The sequence below is a fragment of the Pseudoalteromonas sp. UCD-33C genome (genome assembly GCF_001306895.1).
Classification (GTDB): Bacteria; Pseudomonadota; Gammaproteobacteria; order Enterobacterales; family Alteromonadaceae; genus Pseudoalteromonas.
In genome coordinates, this window is sequence record NZ_LJTB01000002.1 from 564,731 (window position 1) to 589,416 (window position 24,686).

Genomic DNA, 24,686 nt, shown 5'->3' on the forward strand with positions numbered 1-24,686 from the left:
GTTTGTTCCTCATAGCCCAGTAACGGCGTATTATTATTCTAAACCAAAGGCACTTGCGCCTAGGTCTGCACTACTTACTATATTTCTGAAACCTGCGAATAACTCTCGGCCTGTACCATATGTTTGGCTTGGTTGGCTAAGTTGTAATTCACGTTTTGCTAATTCTTCATCGCTTACGTGTACTTTCAATACACCCGCTGGTGCATCAAGCGTCACTAAATCACCTTCGTGAATTTTTGCGATTACACCACCTTCAACCGCTTCTGGTGCTAAGTGGATTGCAGCAGGAACTTTACCTGATGCACCCGACATACGGCCGTCAGTCACAATCGCCACTTTGTAGCCTTGGTCTTGTAGTGTTGCCATTACTGGCGTCAATTTGTGAAGCTCAGGCATGCCTTTCGCTTTTGGACCTTGCTCTTTAATTACAGCAATAAAGTCTGTGTTTAATTCACCACGGCTATACGCTTCTTGTAACTCACCTTGTGAGCTAAATACTTTAGCTGGTGCAGAAACAACTTGATGTGACTCAGCCACTGCCGATACTTTGATAACAGCTTTACCAAGGTTACCTGTAAGAAGCTGTAAACCACCCTGCTTGCTAAACGGGTTATCAATCGGACGTAACACTTCTTCATCGTGTGATTTTTCTGGACACGCTACCCATTTAACTTTGCTTGGGCCAGTGCTGTTAGTCATGATCACTGATGAATCTTTATCTAGCATTGGCTCTGTGGTGTATGCTTCTAAGCCATCACCCACAATCGTTTTCACGTCGTTATGTAAGTAACCTTTGCTAAGTAGTTGCTTCATTAAAAAGCCCATACCGCCGGCAGCTTGGAAGTGGTTCACATCGGCTGAGCCGTTCGGGTAAATACGTGTAAGAAGTGGCACAACTTCTGATAAGTCAGCCATGTCTTTCCAAGTAAGGATTACACCCGCTGCTTTTGCAATTGCTACTAGGTGGATTGCGTGGTTTGTTGAGCCGCCTGTTGATAACAAGCCAACTAAACCATTAATAATTGTTTTTTCACTTACTACGTCTGCAAGGCAGTTAGCATCTTTTGTTTCGATTAGCTGCTTTAACATGGTTTCTACAGCATGACCTGTTAAACCATCACGTAGTTCTGTGTAAGGGTTAATGAAAGAGCTACCTGGTAAATGTAGACCCATGATTTCCATTAACATTTGATTAGAGTTTGCTGTACCGTAGAAAGTACAGGTACCTGCACTGTGATACGATGCGCTTTCTGCTTCTAAAAGCTCTTCGCGACTTACTAAGCCTTGTGCAAACTTTTGACGAACACGGGCTTTTTCTTTATTTGGGATACCCGATTGCATTGGACCGGCTGGTAAGAAATACGTTGGTAAATGACCAAATGATAAGGCACCAATTAAAAGTCCTGGGACAATCTTGTCACATACACCTAAACAGAAAACACCGTCGAACACGTCATGCGATAAAGAAACCGCAGTAGACATTGCAATCACGTCACGCGAGAACAATGAAAGCTCCATGCCATCACGGCCTTGTGTAACACCATCACACATAGCAGGTACACCACCAGCAACCTGTGCTGTAGCATCAAACTTAGTGGCAAGGCTTTTGATAATTTCTGGATAGTCTTTGTAAGGAACATGCGCAGAAAGCATATCGTTATAAGCGTTGATGATAGCTAGATTTGGTTGCTCGTCTGCTTTTAAACGAGCTTTGTCATCGCTGCTACAAGCAGCCATAACGTGTGCAATATTACCACAGCCTAAACCAGCACGAACTCTTGTTTGTTTTTTTGCGTGCGCGATTCGCTCTAAATAGGCTTGGCGGGTCTCTTTACTGCGTTCGATAACGCGTTCGGTGACTTCTTGGATACGAGGATGCAACATATAAATTCGACTCATCTCTATAGTTAGAGGATAAAGGCTCAGTAACAATTACAGACTCCACGAAAATAATTGTACTGAGCAACTTTGATTTACCCGTTCAAAGGTACGCTGACAGGCTGTCTCTCACAACCAACCTGACACCGGTGTCACTGTATTAACTCATGACTGTGACACCGGTGTCAACCTTATCTGTTAAATTTAGTTTAATTTTTTTAAATGACCAAATAATGAACAATTTTATTTTAGTAGAATATGAGTAGAATTCATGTGAAGTGCCACTATTAAAGGCCTATAGGCAAGACAAGCTTTGAGGTTTGTTTTAATTAATACCAACCCGCAATAATACTTAATCATTTTGAGGGATTAAACCTGTCGCTAACTGTGTTAAAAATTTCTCATTTAGAACAACTAAATAACGAAACTTTTGCCTTGTTATCAACGAGGTTTTATTGCCTCAAAATAGACTACTTAATTAAGCGGATTGGTATAAAAACAGTAACTTATAGCGTTTCATTAAGTTTTTAAGCTTGAAATAAAAAAGCCCGAGAACGCGTCACTCATTCTCGGGCTACTGTGAAAAAACAAGATGAAATTTATTTAATTGCTGCTGTCGACTCACGAGTAATGAGCTTTGCTTCAAGGGTTACTTGATAAGGCGACTCTTGTGGATCACCAATATGAGTGATCAATTGCTTAACTGCTTGCTGAGTCATTTCTTCAACTGGTTGTGCAATGGTCGTTAACCCTGGCCAAATATGACGTGCAATTGGGGCATTATCAAACCCAGCAATAGAAATATCATCTGGCACTCTTAACTGCATTTGCGTAGCAAGCTTTAATACCGCCGCTGCCATGTAATCATTTGAAGCAAATACCGCTGTTGGGCGAGGGTTCAAATCTAAGATTGTACGAGCACTGTCAACACCAGAGTGATAACTGAAGTTACCTTCTTCAACTAAGCGTTCATCAAACTCAATACCATTTGACGCAAGCGCTCTTCGATAACCTTTAAAACGCTGCTCTGTCGCACTGTGATCAGGGTGACCTTTGATGAAGGCGATTTCTTTATGGCCCAGCTTAATAAGATGCTCTGTTATTTCAAACGCTCCCTGCTCGTCATTACTTCTTACCGAAATAGAATCGTCTTCAAGTACCGCAGATGCGACACGGGCATAAGGGATCTTTTTCGACTTTAAAAAGCTTACAAGTTCAGGAAAATCAGAAAATGGTGGGGTCAGTACAATGCCGTCTAATCGTGAGGTTTGAATTAATTGCTCAATGTTACTAATTAATTCTTCGCCGCGTAATTCACATGGGTGGATCAATAAATTGTAGTTAAGCTCATGACATGCCGCTAAAGCACCGGTTTGTACACGGGTAATATAGCTTTTACTCGGATTGTCATACAAGCAACCAATAATAAAACTGCGGTTTTGTGCCAAGCCACGAGCGATTGGGTTTGGTGTGTAATCAAGCTCTTTAAATACTTTAAGTACTTTTTCGCGCGTTGCATCACTCACGTTAGGCTCATTGTTAAGCACGCGAGATACTGTTTTTTTCGATACACCGGCATAGCTGGCGACACTGTTGATGGTTACTTTCTTCATCCGCTCTACATCCAACTGCTAATTACGCGTTACTTTTAACATGTATACACGCAGCAGCACCAATGAATGGAATGTTGTCTTGTGTTACAAGCGTAACGGGGATCTGTGAAGTATATTGCGACATAATGCCTTTGTCTGCAAAACGCTCAACAAATCGACTAGATAATAGACGTTGTTGCATGCGAGGTAAAATACCACCGCCAATAAATACGCCACCTAATGCGCCAAATGTCAGGGCTAAGTCCCCTGCTACGCTGCCAATCCAATCACAAAATTGATTAAGTGTTGCATCACAGACTTCACACTGACCAGTGGTTGCAAGCTCGCTGATTTGTGCAGCATCTAAATTCTTCGCTTCAACGCCTTTTACCGCAGCCATAGCACCATATAAATGCGCAATACCAGGGCCTGAGAACACAGTCTCAACAGATACATGATTTAACTGCTTTTTAAGCTCAGTGATTAACAAGCGGTCTAACTCTGTCACTGCCGCAAGGGTAATGTGCCCTGCTTCGCAGCTAAGAACAGCGCTGCCTTGTGATGTGCGAACTAAACACGCAGCACCAAAACCTGTACCTGGCCCCATAACTGCGATATTCGCATTTTCATCAGCCTGGCCTGCTTTAACAGCCATATTTTGCGAATCATCTAAATAAGGTGCTGCATAGGCAAATGCTGCAAAGTCGTTGATTACTTCAAGTTGCTCAAATGAAAACTCAGCTTTTAAATCTGCAACGTTAAAGTGCCAGCCAAGGTTTGTTAAGTGAACTTGGCCTGCTTTGATCGGGCCAGCTACTGCTAAACATGCACGGCTTGGCTTTGGAAACGAAATTTGGCTGAAGTACTGGTTTATCGCACTTTCTAAAGAGCCAAAGTCAGCACTTGGAAAAGTTAAATTGTGCTCGATAACAAACTGGTTAGCTTGTGCATTAAAGTCAGTGATTAAAGCGAAACGAGCGTTAGTGCCGCCGATATCGGCAACAAGAATAGGAGCGAATTCTGTAGTTGTCTGTGTGTTCATGATGTTTTCTCTATTTGTCTAAGCTAGTTGCCGCTTATTTTTCTAGTTTTCAATGGCAAAGCCACTGTGTCTGCTAAACTTTGGGTCATTGCCTCAAAGAAGCTATCTTTTGTATTAAAAAAATGCTGCCCAAATGAATGGGCAGCCAAATACGTTTTGACAACAAAATGATAAAACAGTGACATTATGACACCGGTGTCAGATTAGGATCAATAAAAATTTTCATTATTTGTGCATGCATACGTATTTAATGGAAAAACCTGCGTATTAAGTATCGAAAAAGCATTTATATACGCATAAAAAATACCTAGCTGTGTACAGAACAGCCACACACACGCCGCTTGTCACAAATAGCTTGAAAAAAATATTAAATAGCCGAAAATGGCAATTACTACTTCTGTTATTTGGTAACCATATGAAAGGTAAGGCGACATCTTTTGACATTGCACATTATGCGGGTGTGTCGCAGTCAACCGTCTCTCGCGCGCTGCGAAATAGCCCTTTAGTCAACGAAGAAACGCGTCGACGTGTTCATGAGGTAGCAAAACAGCTCAACTATAAAGTTGATAAAAATGCCAGTAACTTAAGAACTCAACAAAGTAGCACCCTCGCCCTTTTATTATTTGAAGATCCCACTTCGGATGAATCACAAATAAACCCTTTCTTTTTGGCGATGCTAGGCAGTATTACAAGAGCTTGTGCAAAAGAAGGCTACGACTTACTGGTATCGTTTCAGTCGAGCAGCTCTGATTGGCAAGCCGATTACGAAGACAGCCACCGTGCAGATGGCTTAATACTGCTTGGTTATGGTGATTACCTCGATTACCAACCTAAATTTAAAACCTTAATTGACCAACATACTAAGTTTGTCTGTTGGGGTGCAAGCGTCGATAACCGCCCAGATTTAACAGTCAGCTGCGATAACTACGGCGGTGGTAAATTAGCAGCAGAACATTTACTCGCAACCGGTAGAACCGACTGTGCATTTATTGGTGATGCTTCTGATCATAGCCCTGAATTTTTTGCTCGCTACCAGGGTTTTAAAGATGCTTTCTTAGCCAAAGGCGTGGCTTTAAACGAACGTAAGATGGCAAATGCTATTTCAACTGAAGAATCAGGCTATCACGCGACTCGTTCCCTCATAGCAAATAACATTCGCTTTAACTCATTGTTTGCCGCCAGTGACCTTATTGCTATTGGTGCTATCCGCGCCTTGAAAGAAGCGAAAATCAAGGTTCCTGATGATGTACATGTTGTTGGCTTTGATAACATTGCTGTTGCCAGCTTTGTAAACCCACCACTTACCACCGTACAGCAAGACACCACCCTCGCCGGACAAATGTTGGTCGATAACCTGCTCAAACTTATTCGTGGTGAAAATGTAGAGAATACCCTTTTACCACCGCGTTTAATTATTCGTGGTTCGAGTGTTTAATTTTTAGCGATGACAGCTTTGTTATCGCCTCCTCCTTACCCAACCAGAAACTTATTGCATTAAAATCAGTTTTTTTTCGATTTACCCAAGACTATTACTTCGAAAAAGCAGATAATTACGCCTATTATGTTGAAAACGCTTATCTGGCAAACAAAGCTTTAGATAACAACGCGCACAAAGGTGGAATTTTTTAATGGAAATTAAAGTTAATTTTCTCGACAACCTCAGGCTTGAAGCCAAGTTTGATGATTTCTCTGTCATTGCAGACCAACCTATTCGCTATAAGGGTGATGGTACTGCACCAAGTCCATTCGATTACTTCTTAGCATCTTCTGCATTGTGTGCGGCTTACTTTATTAAAGTGTATTGTAATTCACGCGATATCCCGACAGATGGTATTCGTGTTGCACAAAACAATATCGTTGATCCAGAAGACCGCTATAACCAAATTTTCCAAATTCAGGTTGAGTTACCAGAAAGCCTTTCTGAGAAAGACCGCACGGGTATTTTACGTTCTGTTGAGCGTTGTACAGTAAAACGTGTTATTCAAACTGGCCCAGAATTTAAAATCGATACTGTTGAAAGCATCGAAGCAGACGCGCAAGCAATGTTGATGGCAAAACCAGGTGATGACAGTAATACCTTTATTTTAGGTAAAGACTTACCCCTTGAAGAAACCATCGCAAATATGACGGCCATCCTTGAAGAGTTAGGGATGAAAATCGAAATCTCTTCTTGGCGTAATATTGTGCCAAATGTATGGTCACTTCATATTCGTGATGCAGCCTCACCAATGTGTTTTACCAATGGTAAAGGTGCAACGAAAGAAAGCGCGCTATGCTCAGCTTTAGGCGAGTTTATTGAGCGCTTAAACTGTAACTTCTTCTATAACGATCAGTTCTTAGGCGAAGACATTGCCAATAGCGAGTTTGTTCATTACCCAAATGAAAAGTGGTTTGCTCTGACTGATGATGACTCTCTACCAGAGGGCATATTAGATGATTATACCCGTGAAATTTATAATCCAGATGGTGAGCTATGTGGCTCACACTTAATCGATACTAACTCTGGTAATAAAGAACGTGGTATTTGTTCGATTCCTTATGTTCGCCAGTCAGACGGTGAAACGGTTTACTTCCCTTCAAACCTAATTGAAAACTTATTCTTAAGTAATGGTATGAGTGCTGGTAACAACTTTGCCGAAGCAAAAGTACAGTGCTTATCTGAAATTTTTGAGCGTGCAGTTAAGCGCCAAATCATAGAACAAGAAATTGTTTTACCAGACGTACCTCAAGAGGTTTTAAACAAGTACCCAGGTATTGTTGCGGGTATTAATGGTCTTGAAGAACAAGGTTTCCCTGTTGTAGTAAAAGATGCCTCGCTAGGTGGTCAGTTCCCAGTGATGTGCGTAACACTCATGAACCCTAAAACAGGCGGTGTATTTGCTTCTTTTGGTGCGCACCCAAGCTTTGAAGTTGCATTAGAGCGCAGCTTAACTGAGTTATTACAAGGCAGAAGCTTCGAAGGCTTAAACGATGTACCTAAGCCAACGTTCAATAGTATGGCAGTTTCTGAACCGGAAAACTTTGTAGAGCACTTCATTGATTCAACTGGCGTGATCTCATGGCGCTTCTTCAGCGCTAAGCACGATTATGATTTTGTTGAATGGGATTTCTCAGGTAGCAATGAAGAAGAAACAGCGAGCTTATTCGGTATTTTAGAAAGCTTAGGTAAAGAAGCTTACATTGCTGAGTTCTCAGACCTTGGTACTGCATGTCGTATTTTAGTGCCTGATTACTCAGAAGTTTATCCTGTGGAAGACTTGATTTGGGACAATACCAATAAATCACTTAACTTCCGCGAGGATATCTTAAACCTGCATCGTTTATCAGAAGATCAACTTGCTGATTTAGTTGAGCGCTTAGAAGAAAGTGAACTAGATAACTACATAGATATCATCACCTTAATCGGTATTGAGTTTGATGAAAACACAGTGTGGGGTCAGCTAACGATTCTTGAGCTGAAGCTACTTATTTACTTAGCACTTGGTGATTTAGAAGCAGCAATGGAGCTTGTTGAAGCATTCTTACAGTATAACGACAATACCATTGTTGAACGCGGCCTATTCTACCAAGCAATGCATGCAACATTGGAAGTCGCACTCAGCGATGACCTAGAGATTGAAGATTACATTCATAGCTTCACCCGTATGTTTGGTCAAGAAACGATGGATGCAGTCGTTGGCTCAATCAACGGCGATGTTATGTTCTATGGTTTAACAGAAACCAGCATGAAGCTTGAGGGCTTAGACAGGCACCTTCGTTTAATCGAAAGCTATAAAAAGCTACACGCTGCTCGCGCTAAAAAAGCAGGGCTATAACGAAGAAATATCAAAGCCGCACGTTTTCGTAACCTGCGGCTTTTCAACTTTACTTAACCCGTTACTTAACGAAAACGAACACCTGTAATGTCGTATTCAGCAATGAAACGGCCACCATAAGTATCTACAAACATAAACTCCATCTCTATTTTTTCTCTTTGGCCTTTGTGCTCAAGTAATTCAACAATAATGTATTTATTAGAATTAAGGTCATAAGAGCGACCTTGTGTTTCTCGGGTAATATTAAACTTTGTAGGGTTACCTATGCTATCAAAATACTCAAACAGCACATTTAGACCGCGCGCATAAATTCCCGAGTCTCGCTGTGAGGAATTAGGTCTTTGCTGTGCCAACAACCATGTTTTGTCTTTTTGATTTACAGCCTTAATAAACTCACTTATTAATTGTTGGTGCTCAACAAGAGGCGGCATCTTTATTTCTTTTAGTGATTCTGTGAGTTTATCGCCCGCTCCCCCGGTTCTTGCTATGTAATTCTCAAAACCGGCGTCTATCGACATATAATTTAAATAGTCAGCAAGGCCATTATTATAAACCTGTTCAAATGTTCCGTATTCTTCCGAGAGGATACTTTCAAGGCGATTATATAAAGAAAAAGCATGCGCTGAGTCTAATTTATTCAGTTCAGAAGTGTCTACCAATTGACCAAAAAGTAGTGCATTTAAGTCAATTGTATTTGTTTTATCATCAAACGTAATGATTTCCTTAGCCCATTCTTTATCTGCTGTGGCAATTTGCAAATAGTAACGTTGAAAAGGCGCACCATGCTCATCGTTGATGGTTATTTTTTTGGTCGAAAAGTCATAAATTTTGGCATTTTTTGTAGGGCCAGTTCTAACACTTACCTTTAAGCCTTTTGACAGTTCGGTAAATTTATCTGACTTTTCAATCACAACTTCTTGAGCAGCAAAAATAGTCGTCGGAAGTAGCAACAATAAGCTGGCAATGCATTTACTAACATTTTTCATATAAATCCCTTTAAAGTTAAAATTAAGCTAAACCCAATTGAGGTACAAACGATATCTTAAATGTATATTAAAGTGGTAACTAATTGAAGCCTAATGTGAATGTTAGGGTTTATATCGGTAATGCCCTGTAATTTTGTAAGTGAATAACCTATCTTCCATTTTAGGAACCCAGCCAATGTTATGAACAATCAGAGCTCTTAATTTATCTTTCGATAGTTCATATGTAAGCTACAAAATGCTACATGATTTTAGCAGCGGTAGTTTCAGCTTAACTGAGCAAAAATCTCTTTATTTCATTGTTTTAAAGTAAGAAATAGTCAGCAAGCTGATATGTAAAATTAATCACACTGCTTTGGCTCCAGCAACCATATTGTATTTATGAGTAGCCATTGCTAAATTACTCACCTCTTACCACATTATGTTTTAATAAATGGATTTATTACGTTTTTTATTTACCTTATTCGCTCTAATGAGTATTTCACTCAGTCATTCAATTTCCGCTAAAGTGCTTATTGGTGTATCAAGTGAAAATGGCGAGTCATTAAAGTACTCACGCAAACAATTTAACGGTGAATTAAAATCAGCCTATAGCTGCGTTATCAATCAACTTGATAGCAACTACGACGTAATCACTGTACCGCAAGCACGGCATATTAAAATGCTGCAAAACAATGAAGTAGATATTGCCATGCCACTTTTATTGTTACCACAGAGAGATCTATTTGCGACTCGCTCAGCGACAATTTATCAAGTTGGATATGAGTTAATCAGCCACAGTACTAACCCAGACTTGAGTATCGAGAATTTACGCAGACAGGCAAACTAAAATGGTATCGTCTATAAACGCGGAACTGGGGCACGTACCTTAATGCTTAAATATTTAGGCATTGATAAAAATGAATCGATAAGCCATGAACATCAAGTCAGTACATGGCAACAAGCCGTTGATTTTGTGGCTAAGAACAGAGCTGGTATAACAGCCCTTCCTGCTGTGATTGCAAAAGATATTGAGCCTCACCGCTTTAATGGCATTACACGCATTAAAATGCCCGACCATCAATTAAGTCTTTACATGTCATCACATTTTTCCAAAAGCGCTGAAGCAACTGTGATCAACGATGCATCAAAAACCTGTAAAGAATTTAGATAGCTATAGGTTATTTAGTTTTAAGCTCAGCTAGACGACTTTCAACTTGTAAGCGCTCTTGCTCTGTTAGTTCACCATAAAGCTTAGGGTATGGCCAGCCATAACCCCAGCGAAAGCTAGTAGGTAAAAAAGGTGTTCCACCCACTCTAACACCGGCAAGCATCAATACTGCAATTTCTTGCTCACCTACTTGTGCAACACACGCTTTTAAATCTATATCAGCTTGCTCACGTTGCTTGAAAGTACCCCCTTGCCAATATGCAAGATCATGGGCTGTACAGCACGCCAACCATAAGTTTTTATGTTCTATTGTTCCATCAGGAAAAGAGCTGCAACCATCTGTAGTGAAGGGTTTAAGTTCAGCACAACTGGCAATAGAAGCATGAAAAAGTAACATCAAACCTAGGATAGCGTTAGGATAATTCGCCACAGTCCAGACCTTAAGTAACGAGATGGAAATAGTAAAAGTTTTTAATATTCAACTTGGTACGCAAACCCTTCACAACTCAGCGCTTTTTGGCAATCAGTATCTGCATGAGCACTGATATAACACTGTCCAAATACAATCGCGTTGCCACCCCTTTGCTGTACTTTACTTTTAAGAGTGTCCTGGAGTTGACTTCTAGAACCATTAATATCATCAAACGGACCCGCTTGTGGTAAATGCATATCACTTTCTAATTGGCAATAATAGCTCGAAACCTGGCCAAGAAATGTTGCTCTGTGGCTCACTAATTGGCGTTCTGTAAATACTTCAACATTGTGACCTCGGACTGAAGTTTCAACATCACCAAGCACATACTCATCCACGTTTGTATTTATTGCACAAGAACACAATAAACCAACACCCAACAAAGTAGATAAAGCCTTGAACATATTTGCACCTTCCCTGAATTAATTGTTCAGCTACAAATTACACCAAATAGTAATGGCTTTTGTTTACTGAATTAAAGTTAAGCTATCTTAACGTACCCATATAAGGAAAGCACAATTAAATTGTAAAAAAGTGCAAAACAAAAAACCGCCGAGGTTAATTCGGCGGTTTAATTATTTAAGTAGCTATTTAAAAGAAGCTTACTTAGCTAATGTTTCGGCTGCTTTTTCTGCAAAAAGGTTACCTAGTCTTATATAGTAATTACTTTTATAGTGCCATTTATCTTCAATGAATTCGACAGGCTCATCAAAGGCAACTAAATGAGCATTAGCATTTGATTTAACGAACTTTTCCTGAGCATCCCATACACTCTCAATATATGGCATCATTCGTGTTTGGGGTGTTTTACCAGAGTCTTCTATTCTGCCAAGTATGATTGGTAACTCTATATTGCCAAAAGTCATCTTCATATCATTCATCAGACTTGTTAAATTAGCTAAATAAACCTTAGATGCTTGCTCATGATAGGCATCTGCCTCACCCTGCATCCAAATGATCCCTGCTGGGACTAAAGTATCGGCTTCACCATCACCATCTATATCATTGTTAGCTAACGCAGCTCTTACGGTAGTTTGAAAGTTATCCCATTGGTTAATCTTAGTGTTGTCAGCATAGTTCTGCCCCCATGTACCAAAGCCAGATGCCCCAAGCGCAATAGATGAGCCTCCACGTGCATATTTAATAATGGCTATTTTCTTATCTGTAAGCTCAGATAAGCGTTTACCAAAACTCAATTCAGGACCAAATCTTTCAGATAAAATAATTGAATGACCTGTCGATCTAGCGCCTGTTCCAAAGCCAGGCATTAAATTAGTCCAAACACCTTTACCACCATTTAATGCATCATCAGCAACAGGGTTACCAAAAAAGAGTAAGGTATTTTCAACTGGTTTTTTATACTTCGCAGGTAAATCTTTATTAAAGCCAAATCCTTCCATATTTGATTGGCCACCCATAAAGTAAAGCAAGTAATCATCCGCTTTACTTTGCGTACTTACTGCTAATAGAGCACATAAAGCCATTCTTTTTAACATTATTTTTCCTTTTGCCAAAAGCAACATGCCCAATAAATATTGGCCATGTTAAATAAGTTTTTACTTCAATGCGTCTTCAACAACTGGGTAATGGTCCCATACATGTTTATCGCTCACTGAACGGAGTAACTTAATGTATTCAGCGTGAGTCCAAGCCAGTGGTGTGGCTGAGTTTGTACCCTCACCTAGCTGATAGCCTGCTTTATTGTTGCCTACGCCATCCCAAACTTGTTCAGGTAACATCATGCCTTCATTGGCAAATGCTTCCATACCTTTTACATAAGTGTCTTTAATCGCTTGTTGCTTCATCGCATCAAGGCTGTTGGTTGCGTTTGCAGCGGCGATTTCATAGTGACCGCGTTCACCTGTAAAAAACGGCCATACACGACCACGTTGACCAGGGGTGTTATTACCACCTTCGGCATAGTTATTACCTGTCACTTCATCTTCACCGTAACCATCGTTACCATAGCGGCGGTAGCCTGGGAATGAACCCGAGCCATCAGCAAAATTAAAGGTGTAACGCACTTGCAGATTATCGACTAAGGTTTCGTCATCGTACTCTGGTAATGTTTTTACAATGCTTGGCGCAAGTGCATCACGAACACCATAACGTACAAGCTCTAAGAATCCACCATCAAGGATTTGCTTTTTATCAAAGCCTTCACGCCCGTTATTGGCATTAAGTGTGGTTGATGAGTTTGGATCTTTGTCTTGACCGATACGAATGAAATATTCACCATCGCTGTTTTCAGACTTAAGGTTACCTTGAGTCGTAAACATCGTACTTTCAATTTCACTATTGAACGTTTTAGCCGTTGCTAGGTAACGCTCTGCATTTTTAGTGTCGCCTGCTTTTTTAGCAATATCTGCAGCCGTTACTAGGCCTGCAACAACCGCTGCAGTTGTTGATGGTGAAAAACCATTTTGTTCTTCCCAACGCTCTTGTTGCGTTGCTGGCGGTGTAATTTGCGTGTCGTTCCAAAGAATTTTCGCAAGGCCACCATCAACTAAGAAATCAGCAGCTGGTTTTAACATTTTGCCATACCAATCTGTCAGCTCTTGATCGCTAAGTACGCCAGCTTGATGTAGTTTCCACGCTAACATAATTGGCATTGCTGTTTGGTCAAGCTGAACACCTACCCACTCAAGCTCACCATCAACGTGAGTCTTTTGTAAGAACCAACCAGTGTCACCACCATTGCCTGGTGTGTTATCTGTTACTTGTACTTTTTCTAGATATTCAAACGCTGTCTTGGCGGTACGTGCATCACCCATGGCCATAAATGCCATTGCTACTTGATAGAAATCACGTACCCAAACCGCTTTATAACCGGTAGAACCTGTTTTAGCCGACACCGTTTCACCCCAAGGGTTAGAAAGTGACGCAATTAAAGCACCGGCATGAGTTTTATCTTCTTGCGCCTTTAATACCATGGCGCTGGTATAAAGCAACTTTCCATTATCTGCGGTGCTGTTAGTTAATGTGCTTAAAGGTTCAAGGCTCGTTAAGTAGTCTTGCCAACCAATTGCAGCACCTTCACCGTTATATGCAGCAAGCACTTTTTGGTAGCCTTGATTTAAACTTGCTTGACCTTCTTTTAAGCTTGCAGCTTCAGAATTACCAAAGCTTAAAGCTAAATCAAAGGTGGTGTTTTTTGATACTTCACCAAGCTCTGCAAGTAAGCTTACATTACCCGACTTATCACCAGTACTTTGGTAAGTCGTTGATAATGATTGCGATGCTTTTAACTCTTTTAAGCCATCACTTACACCCGTAAAGCCAACGCTTGCTTGCTTAAATGGTTGAGCGGCTTGTAAAGATAAAAAGTTATCATCTTGCCAAGCAACTAGACCCTTATCAGTTACTTTTGCAAAATCGTCTAAACCGTTGTTATCAATGTAAGGGTTCACATTAACGTAGGCTTTTACACCTTCAAGGTCTGTATTAAATACGCTACGAACAAACAATGTTTGGCCGTTTGGATCTGTAAAGATATGTTTTTCTAAAGTGAAACGACCTTGTTTATCTTTACTTACTACTTTGTAAGCAAGCGATAATGGACGACCAGCGTCGTCTTTGTATAAATAATCAATGCTTACATCGAGATCATCGTTTTCTGTAACGGTAAAGTCTTTACCAACTACAACAAACTGCATATCTTTGATTTGTGCTTGGTGAATTAAACCAAACATGGTTTCGGTGATCATGCCTTTCGCGATTGAAAACCAAACTTTTGATACTTTGCCGGTAGCAGCTGCGTCGCTGTAGTGGCCGTCTTGGTATTGCTCGTAAGAGGTACCAATCCCCGTTTTACCAGAGTATGCCCAAAAAGGCTCAACACCCGGTGCTCCTGGTGCAGACACCTGCTCAACTGCTGTATTAGCTGATTGTTCTGAACTACAAGCTGTTAAACCTAACACTAACAAGCTTGCTGTAATGAGATTAAATTTTTTCATGGTGTGTCCTTATTATTGTTGCTTAACGCGCAGTACAGCGACCGCTGCTAGTACGAATGACACTGCACCTAGCACTAACGCATAAATCGGTTGATTATCAAAAAAGTGACGTAAAATTAGGCCTAATACGCTTGCCGCTAAAAGCTGCGGAATAACAATAAAGAAGTTAAAGATACCCATGTACACACCCATTTTTTTACTTGGTACTGAGGTACTTAACATTGCGTATGGTAAAGATAGAATTGACGCCCAAGCAAACCCTACTCCAATCATTGGCCAGATCAGTAAACTTGGATCTTTGATAATAATGAAGCTGACCAGACCCAATGCACCTAGCACTAGGTTGATAGCGTGAGCCATTTTTAGCCCTACTTTTTTAACGATAACCGGAATACACAGTGCTGCAATGGCAGCAAAACCATTGTAAGCGGCAAATAATACACCAACCCAATCCGCACCGTTATTGTAGGCAAGAGAGCTTGTATCACTGCTGCCGTAGTGGAAGCTAGTTACTGCCGATGTGGTGTAAATCCACATTGCAAACAATGAGAACCAGCTAAAAAATTGTACCCAAGCCAATTGTTTCATCGTTTCTGGCATAGTGAATACATCATTCACAACTTGATAAAAGCCACCACTGGTTGCGTTTTTAGCCTTTAAAGCCCCGGCAATAAATTGAATAACACCAAAGCTAATCAAACCACCAGCAAGTAAATAAAGCTCTTTTTCAAGCGATAGACCCGTAACAATACCAAGTACTACAAACCCAAGAACCGTAAAGATTGCAGCGCCTTTGTTAAAGTTTACATCACTTTGAACATCGCCCGAGTCATCGCTTTGCTCTTGTTCATGAAAGCTTTCAAGTTCTTCTGGTGAATATTCTTTAGTAGTAAAGACAGTCCAAAACACAGCAATAATTAATACTACTGCGCCAAAGTAAAACGAGAATTTTACAGAATCTGGAATTTGCCCTGCAGGTGCAGTATTAGCAATATCGAACCAGTTAGTCATCATCCAAGGTAATGCAGACGCGACAACCGCACCAACACCAATGAAGAAGCTTTGCATTGCATAACCAGTTGCACGTTGCTTTTTCGGTAAGTTATCACTGACAAGAGCACGGAATGGCTCCATAGTTACGTTAATTGACGCATCCATGATCCATAACATACCCGCCGCAATCCACAGGCTTGGTGAGTTAGGCATAATGAATAACGATAACGTTGTTAAAATAGCCCCATAGAAAAAGAACGGACGACGACGGCCTAACTTATTCCATGTTTTATCACTCCAATAACCGATGATCGGCTGAACAATAAGGCCTGTTAATGGTGCTGCAACCCAAAGAATTGGAATATCATCAACATTGGCACCTAAGGTTTGAAAAATACGGCTTACATTACCGTTCTGTAATGCAAAGCCAAATTGGATCCCTAAGAATCCAAAACACATATTCCATATTTGCCAAAAGCTTAGCGTTGGTTTGTTATTATTCATAGTCAGCCTTTAAGGTAAATACTGCACTGCTTAAGCCGTTCAGTTGTAATTGAATTGGCGCCTTAGTAGATGCCTCAGGAATCACAATGTCGGCATGATTTTCTAGGTTATCAGTAAACGTTAAACCACTGTGGTTAAGCTTAGGTAACAACGCTTGGTTAAGAGTAAGCTCAACATTTTGTTGGTTTTCTGAAAAGTTACTTACTACAAGCACTAGTTGTTGGCCTAGCTTACGCGTGAACGCAATAACTTGCTCTGAGCCTGTCAATTCAACCGCTTGCATGTCACCACCAACAATGGCAGGAAGTGTGTTTAACGACATCAACTTGGTGTAGTAAGCGCGAAGATCAGCTTGCTGCTTTGAAAGCGCACCGCCATCGAATTTACCATTATTCATCCATGCTTGATGCGCAGGTACCCCCATATAATCGAAAATGCTGGTACGCGTTGGGTCGCCAAAACCACCGTCCTCAGAGCCATCTTCACCGACAGCTTGACCAAAATAAAGTAAGGTTGGCGAGCGCGACATCAATGTAGATACCACCATCGCTGGCTTACCTTTTTCACTACTACCAGCGAAATCTGGGCTAGCAATACGTTGCTCATCATGGTTTTCTAAAAAGTGCAGCATGTGCTGTTCAATATCAGCCACTTGGCTTTGGATATCGAAAATAGTATCCGCTGATTGCTTGCCTTGCATCACAGCTTTAACCGTGTCGTAAAAACCGACTTTGTCGTAAAGGTAATCCATCTTACCTTGCTGGATATAAGGGCGGTAAAGCGTTGGGTTATATACCTCAGCCAAAATAAAGGCATCGCTTTTTTGCATCTTGATTGATGAGTTCAAAAAGCTCCAAAACTCAACAGGCACCATCTCGGCCATATCATAACGGAAACCATCAACACCTTTATCTAACCAATAAAGCGCGATATCGCGGAATTTATACCAGCTATTTGGTAGATCTTTATCTTGCCAAAATGCGTAGTGCGCACGGTAATCTTTATCAGCGTAATCATCCGGTAGTGTTGGGAAGTCGTAGCTACCGTCTGGTTTCACACCGTAATTGATTTTAACTGTTTCGTACCAATCATTAATGTCAGGTTTAGCGGCACGGGCCCCATTACCCGTCCATTTTGCTGGGGTTTCGGCAAACTGATTATCAGCAAGAGGATGCGGGTTACCACCTAACACTTGGTAGCTATCGCTGGTAGGCACTTGAAATGACTGCCCTGTTACATAGTAAAAGTTATTATCGCGAGCATAGGTTTTCGTCGTGTCATCTTCAGCACCAAAATCCTTTACGCCCTCAGGCTTGGCGACTGACTCGTAATTACGCGCTACGTGATTTGGCACAATATCAATAACAACTTTCATACCGTGCTTATGAGTACGATTAATTAGCTCTACAAACTCTTCTAAGCGGCGCTCAGGGTTAATTGCTAAATCAGGATTAACATCGTAATAGTCTTTCACTGCATAAGGTGAGCCTGCACGGCCTTTTACAACATCAGGGTCATCTTGTGACAAACCGTATTCGGTATAGTCAGTTACTAAAGCATGACGCGGTACACCAGTGTACCAAACATGTGTTGTTCCTAGCTCTTTAATGCCTTGTAATGCTGCATCATTAAAATCAGCGAATTTACCTACCCCATTTTCTTCTAATGTGCCCCACGGTTTATTGGTGGTGTTAGTGTTACCAAATAATCGAGTGAATACTTGGTAAACCACAGGCTTAGAGATAGCTGCTTGGCTAGATTCTGATTGCTGCTTTTGCGTGTTCTGCTGTACTGGCGCGTCGTTACCACAGGCAGTTAAGCCTAAAACCGAAGCCACTACTAATGCAGTTAGTTTGTATGTTGTCATCATTACTTCATTTTTCTGTAAATATCAGTTCATACTAATGTTAAGGGCTGCATACGGACAGTAAATGCATACGTATTCAGCCTATTAGTTGCAATTATTCAAGCTCGATTAAGCGTGCTTGCATAGCTTTTAAGCGGATTGGCGCTGCAAGATCAACGCGTTTTTCACTAATTAAATCGCGTCCTTTATTATTGCCTTTCAGCACTTCTTGCATGTAGCTTAAATCCCAATCAATGGCTTGTTGGTTTTTGTTAAGAACAACCAATACAGTTTGGCCATTGTGTTCTCTCACATAACTATACACGCCTTGCTTGGGTGAAAAATGCATTAAACGACCTTCGCTTAACGCTGGTTTTTCTTGGCGCAGTTGAAGCAGTTTTTTCATGCTAGCTAACATCTCTTGCTGATCAGCTGAAAGCCCCTTACCTGTGAAGGCATTCGCTTTTTGACCTTTAAACCCACCCGGGAAGTCAATGCGAATATCACCGTGGTCATTACTTGGTGTGTTATCAAGTAACAGTTCTGTGCCGTAATAAATTTGTGGAATACCACGAGTTGTTAACAGCAGCGTCATGGCTAATTTTGTTTTTGCTAGGTCTTGACCCAGCTCAGTGTAAACACGGCTCATGTCATGATTATCAGCAAACACTAAAATGTTATCTGTATCAGCATATAAAAAGTCATTCGCTAGCGATTGGTACACTTTTACCCAACCTGTATTCCAGCTTTCTTCTTCGTTGAGTGCTTGGATCAACGCTTCTTGTAATGAAAAGTCCATCACACTTGGTAAATCAGAGGTATAACCATCTTGATTGACTTTGCCACGCTGCCAATAAGATGCAATAGCCGGGTTGGTTGTCCACTCTTCGCCAACAATATTAAAGTTTGGATACTCGGTCATAATCGCTTTAGTCCAATCGGCTAAAAATGCTTTATCTGAGTATGAGTAGGTATCAACACGAATGCCGCTTAAGTTGGCGTATTCAATCCACCAAATGGCATTTTGAATCAAATACGTTGATAGTAACGGCTGGCGCTGATTTAGATCAGGCATAGACTCAACAAACCAACCATCGTTAAATTGACGTTTGTCGTATTGGCTTGCGTGAGGGTCTTGGATTGTTTGTCTGGCGTGACTGGTTGCATTTTTACCGTTTTCAAACTTGCCATCAAAGTTAACCCAATCAGCAGTAGGCATATCAGACATCCACTGATGCGATGAACCAAAGTGGTTAAGTACCATGTCCATCACTAAGCCGATACCATGCTCTTTCGCTTCTGCAGATAAGGTTTTATAAAGCGAATTACTGCCCATACGCGGATCAACTTTGTAAAAGTCAGTAATAGCATAACCATGATAAGAATAACTTGGCATGTCATTTTCAAGCACCGGCGTTAACCAAAGTTGAGTCACGCCTAAGTTCTCAAGATAATCTAGGCTATTAATAACACCTTGAATATCACCGCCATGACGGCCACCTTTAAAGCTTGGGTTTGCAGGCTCCTTCATACCAGCAACGGTGTCATTGTTTGGGTCACCATTTACAAAGCGATCAGGATTGATTAAATAAAGCGTATCTTTATTTGTAAAGCCATGACGATTGGCACTTTGCTTATCACGGGTATTTAATGGGTAAGTAAATTCTGTGCCATCTTTAGCTTTAAAGGTTAGTGTTCCCGCCTTTGCATTATCGCTAATGGTTAAATCTAAAAACGCGTAGTTAGGGTTATTCGTTGTTGTCACCCCTTTAAACTCAACACCTTTATAAGGCATCATTTGCCACGTTTTGTTAGCAATATTGTTATCGTAAAGCATGACTTGTAACGAGTCATTTTGCATGCCCACCCACCAGTTTTCTGGTGACGCAGTAATAGCAAAACTTGCTGTTGAGTTAAAAAGTGTAAATGCGGTCGTTAGCGCTAAAAATGATTGTGTTTTTTTCATAGTTAATTTTGTACTTTTTCTAAGAATTGACTGTGGCTCGGCAGCTGCTCGACAGTGCTATTAATCAAGGTTTTTAGATTGCTAAATAACTCATTTAATTGCTCGTCTGATAACGCATCAGTTAATGGATGGTGATCCTCTGCAATTAGCCCTTGCCCTATCATCACTTGCTGCCACGCAACTTCGGCAAATAGCTCATCGTCTTCTCTTACGAGCTTTCCGCTGGTTTTAAATAGCTCAATTTTCTTTTTAAGACTGCTTGGAATATCCATGCCTTTACAAAAGCGCCAAAACGCACTGTCATCACGCTCAGTAATCTTGTAATGAAGAATAATAAAGTCACGAATTCGCTCAAATTCTGTTTTACTTTGTTGATTAAATTCATCCACAAGGCTTTGTTTAATACCTTGATGAGGAAAAAACTTAATTAAACGAATGGCTGCACTTTGAATTAAATGAATACTGGTCGATTCTAATGGCTCTAAAAATCCGCTTGATAAGCCAATTGATACTACATTTTTATGCCACTGTTTTAAGCGACGACCTGTTTTAAACTTAATAACGCGGGGCTCTGTCAGTGGTTTAGCAGGTAGGTTTTCTAAGAGCTGCTGCTTTGCCGCTTCATCTGATAAGAAACGAGAAGAATACACAAGGCCGTTGCCTACACGATGCTGTAATGGAATTTGCCACTGCCAACCCGAGTCTCTTGCAATTGAACGTGTATAAGGAATTGCATCAGAAGCTGATTCACTTTGCACCGCAATCGCACTATCACATGGTAACCAATGTGACCAATCTTCAAAGCCGGTATTAAGAGTTTGTTCTATCAATAAAGCACGTAAACCAGTGCAATCAATAAATAAGTCGCCGTCTATTTGCTCGCCATTTTTAAGTAGCAAAGAGCGAATATACCCGCTGTCATGGCATTGGTTAACCGATTCAATTTTGCCTTCAATGCGTTTTACGCCTCTTGATTGGGCTAATTCCTTTAAGAATTCGCCATATCGAGTGGCATCAAAATGGTAGGCATAATGTAAGCCCGCTAACTGAGTGTTAGGAATGTGCTTGAGGTGAGCAAATTTATGCGCTTTTGCAGCTTGATAATTAAGTGAAAAATCCCAAAAATCAGGCGCATTATTAGCTTGATTTGCTTTTAGCCAAAAATGATAAAACTCACAAAACGGAAAATCTTTACCTATCTCACCAAAGGCATGCATATAGCTGTGGCCTTGACTGCGCCAATTTTCAAACTCAATACCAAGCTTAATCGTGGCACCAGTAGCCTTAATAAATTCTTTTTCAAAAATGCCTAGCGCACCATTTAGATGCAAAATAGGTGGGATGCTTGCTTCGCCTACACCAACAGTGCCAATCTCTGCTGACTCTACCAGCGTGATATCAATTACTTTGCCCAGCACTTTATTAAGTAATGCAGCGGTTATCCAACCTGCAGTACCACCACCGGCAATCACGACCTTGGTTATTTTTTTTGTTTCCATAGTACACCTAACGCCAATTTCAATTCATTGAGTGTAGCTCACTGATATAAAAAAGCCCTTGTAAAACAAATCACAAGGGCAATTTTCTATCGCTGTTTTAGCTAATTACAGCTTGTAGCTGAAGCCTAACAGGAATGTACGACCGTAGTCTTGGTAGTCACGTACTTGAAGTGAGTTATCACCTTGTAGTGACGTAAACGGCTCTTCTGTGATGTTCTGTACTTGGAAAGTAACAGATAAACCATCAAGGCTCTCTACACCGCCTTCACTGAAGTCGTAACCAACTTGAGCATCCCAAATTGTTTCGCCTTTAATGTCAACTTGTGTAGTCGCAAAACCTAAACCGTATACGTCACCTTTAAAGTCGCTACGCTTACGCATGCTAGTACGCGCTTGGAAACCGTTACGCTCAAAGTAAACTGTTAAGCTATCGATTTGGTCAGATAGACCAGGTAGCTCATAATCGTTACCATTTTGGTCAGTTAAGTCTTGCTCAACACCTGTATGGCTTGCGATTAAACCAAAACCATCAAGTGACTCGCTGAACATAGTGAATGGTAGAGTTAATGAAAGCTCGTAACCCCATAGGTCACCAGAACCACCGTTCACTTTACCTGAACCTGTACCTGTTGAAGTTTCAGGGATTTCACCAGTAGACGGGTCAGCTACACCGCTCATGTCGATTTCATAAGTACCGTCAAAAATCCACTGAGTGATATCTTTATAGAATACAGCTGCAGCGAAGTAACCTTCTTCATGGAAGTAGTTTTCATAGCTTAAATCAAAACCAGTTGCTTCTTTTGGCTCAAGCTCTGGGTTACCACCTGATACACTCCAGTAGTTACCGTTTTCATCTGGTTGTTGATTGTAAGAAGCATTAACTGATGAGTTCATTTCGTCTAAACGAGCACGAGAAATCGTTTTTGCCGCACCAAAACGTACAGTTTGCTCTTCATCAATTGCAAATGATAAGTTGATGCTTGGCAAGAAGTGATTGTAGTCATGGCTTACATCTGTTGGAGATACAACAACTAAACCATCCACAGTATTAGCAGCGAAGCCTTGTGAAGACTGTTCAGTTTTCACATAACGCACACCAACGTTACCTGTTACAGGGATAGAGCCCAGCTCTGCATTAATGTCAGCTTGTGCGAAGAACGCTGTTACTTCCTCTTGAACTGTCCAAGACTGTGTCTTGTGTTTTGAATCAGTTAAGCTTTCTTGAAGAAGGTTATAATAACCATCATTCACCAGACCGTTGGTATCGTAAGCAACCATGTTGCCCATACCAATGAAATCAAGGCTAGCTGACCCTAAACGGTATTGTTCTGGGATAGATAACATACCAGGGTTTGATAAAGAGAAGTCTTTTAGTGTCATGAAGTAACCTTCAGACAACTTGCTCTTTTCACGGTCACGGTATGACATACCAAATGACACACGGCTGATGTAAGCGTTATCAAGTACTTTGCTTGCAGCAAGTTTCAATGTGCTTAGTTCATCATTGATTTCTGGCGCATTGATGAAACCATCTTGCGCAGTATTTTGATAAGCAGTATCAGTTAGGCCGTACTTATCGTTAAGTGCAGCACTTGCACCCCAAGATAATGGGCCACCAAGTTGAATTAAGTCATAATCGCTGTAATCAAGGTTATGGCTGAATTGTGCGCCAGTGTTACCACCGTCAAACTCATAACCAATCGTATCAGCAACACCATTTGCATCACCACGACCTGTACCTGAGTAGCTTTCGATACTCCAGATTTGACGCTCAACTTCAGAGCGGCTTACGTCAAATTCTACTGACCAATCATCGCTAATGTCGTATTTTGCATTAAAACCAAACTGAGTTAGTTCTGCGTTACGCTCTTCGTAGTCATTACGAACAACAACACGTTGGCCTTCTGTTACTGCGCTTGTGATGAAACCAGAATCTGCGTCAACAACAGCTGAACTTGGGTCAATTGAACCTTGGCCCCATGCAAATGGCACTTCGATACCACGTAAGATTTTCTCATCAGAGAAATCTACATATAAAGCATCAAATGTCATGTTTAGGCGATCAGTCGGCGCAGCTTCAATAACAAGCATTGCTGTATCACGTTCAAGAGTCGATGAACGTACGAATGGCTTAGCACCACCTAAAATTGAGTACGTATTACCATCTTCACCTGTAAATTCAGGGTAACCCCAAGAGTTCCAACGTTTTTCTTGGTTTGGAGAGCTCATCGTGTTGTAAGCGAATGCAACACCGATTGTGTCATCTGCAAATTGGTCAATGTAAGAAACCGTACCACGGAAACCTTTATCGTCACCGTCTGGGTTTAATTTGTCAAAACCCGTTTGCTCGTATTGGCCGTTGAACATGATAACTTGCTCACCTTTACTTAAAGGTTTAACAGTTTGCATGTCGATAACGCCAGCGATACCTTCAGCATCAATGCCTGCGCTTGGAGTTTTATATACCGTTACGCCACTCATAATTTCTGATGGGTAAAGGTCAAATTCAACGCCTCGGTTGTCGCCGATTGAAACTTGCTCACGACCGTTGAATGTTGTTGCACTTTCGTTTTCACTGAAACCACGAACACTTACACGGCTAGCTCGACCGTCTAGACGTTGTGCTGTTAAACCAGGAAGGCGTGCGATTGATTCTGCGATTGATGAATCAGGTAATTTACCGATATCTTCTGCTGAGATTGACTCAACAACTTCAGGAGTGAAGCGTTTAGTATTAATAGATTCTACAACACTGCCACGAAAACCTTTTACTTCGATAACTTCAACGTTATCGTTTTTTGCTTTTTGGTCTTCTTCTGCAGCATAAGCTACAAAGCTATTTAAACCTGCGGCTGTTAAAGCCAGAGTTAATATACTTGGTTTGAACATAGACATGATGTTTTCCCATTACCCAAATTGTAATGCCAACGTGTTGCAGTTATTCATTAACATAATAGCTGTAATTCGCTGACTGATTTTGTTGTCGAATT

General features: G+C 41.0%; 18 protein-coding genes. 4 read left to right on the forward strand and 14 right to left on the reverse strand.

The window, feature by feature from the left end:
* Positions 1-33: 33 nt before the first annotated feature.
* From edd to glk, 3 genes are all read right to left on the reverse strand, one after another.
* Positions 34-1,884, reverse strand: a complete 1,851-nt coding sequence (gene edd, locus AOG26_RS05850) for a phosphogluconate dehydratase (protein WP_054561636.1) — start codon at positions 1,882-1,884, stop codon at positions 34-36.
* Positions 1,885-2,477: 593 nt separating this feature from the next.
* A complete protein-coding gene (locus AOG26_RS05855; RefSeq protein ID WP_054561637.1) occupies positions 2,478-3,491 on the reverse strand; it encodes a LacI family DNA-binding transcriptional regulator in 1,014 nt (337 codons plus the stop codon).
* 22 nt (positions 3,492-3,513) lie between these two features.
* Positions 3,514-4,512 (reverse strand): glucokinase, encoded by a 999-nt coding sequence (gene glk, locus AOG26_RS05860; RefSeq protein ID WP_054561638.1) that lies wholly within the window; start codon positions 4,510-4,512, stop codon positions 3,514-3,516.
* Positions 4,513-4,927: 415 nt separating this feature from the next.
* Between glk and AOG26_RS05865 the strand changes: the two genes are divergently transcribed.
* Together AOG26_RS05865 and AOG26_RS05870 are read left to right on the forward strand one after the other, a co-directional pair.
* Positions 4,928-5,947 (forward strand): LacI family DNA-binding transcriptional regulator, encoded by a 1,020-nt coding sequence (locus AOG26_RS05865; RefSeq protein WP_054561639.1) that lies wholly within the window; start codon positions 4,928-4,930, stop codon positions 5,945-5,947.
* A 193-nt stretch (positions 5,948-6,140) separates the two neighbouring features.
* The gene (locus tag AOG26_RS05870; protein WP_054561640.1) at positions 6,141-8,327 is read left to right on the forward strand and encodes an OsmC domain/YcaO domain-containing protein; all 2,187 of its coding nucleotides are present in this window, start codon (positions 6,141-6,143) and stop codon (positions 8,325-8,327) included.
* A gap of 65 nt (positions 8,328-8,392) precedes the next feature.
* Here AOG26_RS05870 and AOG26_RS05875 read toward each other — a convergent pair whose 3' ends face one another.
* Positions 8,393-9,313, reverse strand: a complete 921-nt coding sequence (locus AOG26_RS05875; RefSeq protein ID WP_054561641.1) for a hypothetical protein — start codon at positions 9,311-9,313, stop codon at positions 8,393-8,395.
* Positions 9,314-9,415: 102 nt separating this feature from the next.
* Positions 9,416-9,505, reverse strand: coding sequence for a DUF1287 domain-containing protein (locus AOG26_RS21025; protein ID WP_152966942.1), 90 nt, complete (start codon positions 9,503-9,505; stop codon positions 9,416-9,418).
* Between the two features lie 238 nt (positions 9,506-9,743).
* Between AOG26_RS21025 and AOG26_RS05880 the strand changes: the two genes are divergently transcribed.
* Together AOG26_RS05880 and AOG26_RS05885 are read left to right on the forward strand one after the other, a co-directional pair.
* Complete coding sequence (locus tag AOG26_RS05880; protein WP_054561642.1) at positions 9,744-10,139, forward strand: hypothetical protein; 396 nt, start codon at positions 9,744-9,746, stop codon at positions 10,137-10,139.
* 42 nt (positions 10,140-10,181) lie between these two features.
* Positions 10,182-10,463, forward strand: coding sequence for a hypothetical protein (locus tag AOG26_RS05885; protein ID WP_054561643.1), 282 nt, complete (start codon positions 10,182-10,184; stop codon positions 10,461-10,463).
* Between the two features lie 7 nt (positions 10,464-10,470).
* Here AOG26_RS05885 and AOG26_RS05890 read toward each other — a convergent pair whose 3' ends face one another.
* The 9 genes from AOG26_RS05890 to AOG26_RS05930 all read right to left on the reverse strand — a co-directional run bounded on the left by AOG26_RS05890 (position 10,471) and on the right by AOG26_RS05930 (position 24,591).
* Positions 10,471-10,857, reverse strand: a complete 387-nt coding sequence (locus AOG26_RS05890; RefSeq protein ID WP_054562004.1) for a hypothetical protein — start codon at positions 10,855-10,857, stop codon at positions 10,471-10,473.
* 74 nt (positions 10,858-10,931) lie between these two features.
* Complete coding sequence (locus tag AOG26_RS05895; protein ID WP_054561644.1) at positions 10,932-11,336, reverse strand: hypothetical protein; 405 nt, start codon at positions 11,334-11,336, stop codon at positions 10,932-10,934.
* Positions 11,337-11,534: 198 nt separating this feature from the next.
* Positions 11,535-12,428: a sialate O-acetylesterase gene (locus AOG26_RS05900; RefSeq protein WP_054561645.1), complete on the reverse strand. Its 894-nt coding sequence runs from the start codon at positions 12,426-12,428 to the stop codon at positions 11,535-11,537.
* A gap of 60 nt (positions 12,429-12,488) precedes the next feature.
* Entirely contained in the window at positions 12,489-14,888 is a 2,400-nt protein-coding gene (locus AOG26_RS05905; RefSeq protein WP_054561646.1) for a glucan 1,4-alpha-glucosidase, read from the reverse strand.
* 12 nt (positions 14,889-14,900) lie between these two features.
* Positions 14,901-16,385 carry an MFS transporter gene (locus tag AOG26_RS05910; protein ID WP_054561647.1) on the reverse strand — a complete coding sequence of 495 codons (1,485 nt, stop codon included), beginning with the start codon at positions 16,383-16,385 and terminating at the stop codon, positions 14,901-14,903.
* Entirely contained in the window at positions 16,378-18,252 is a 1,875-nt protein-coding gene (locus tag AOG26_RS05915; protein ID WP_442960160.1) for an alpha-amylase family glycosyl hydrolase, read from the reverse strand. The genes AOG26_RS05910 and AOG26_RS05915 overlap by 8 nt, the downstream gene beginning before the upstream one ends.
* A gap of 94 nt (positions 18,253-18,346) precedes the next feature.
* Positions 18,347-20,197, reverse strand: a complete 1,851-nt coding sequence (locus AOG26_RS05920) for a glycoside hydrolase family 13 protein (protein ID WP_054561649.1) — start codon at positions 20,195-20,197, stop codon at positions 18,347-18,349.
* A gap of 2 nt (positions 20,198-20,199) precedes the next feature.
* Positions 20,200-21,696, reverse strand: coding sequence for a tryptophan halogenase family protein (locus tag AOG26_RS05925; RefSeq protein ID WP_054561650.1), 1,497 nt, complete (start codon positions 21,694-21,696; stop codon positions 20,200-20,202).
* 105 nt (positions 21,697-21,801) lie between these two features.
* Complete coding sequence (locus AOG26_RS05930; RefSeq protein WP_054561651.1) at positions 21,802-24,591, reverse strand: TonB-dependent receptor; 2,790 nt, start codon at positions 24,589-24,591, stop codon at positions 21,802-21,804.
* Between the last annotated feature and the right edge of the window lie 95 nt (positions 24,592-24,686).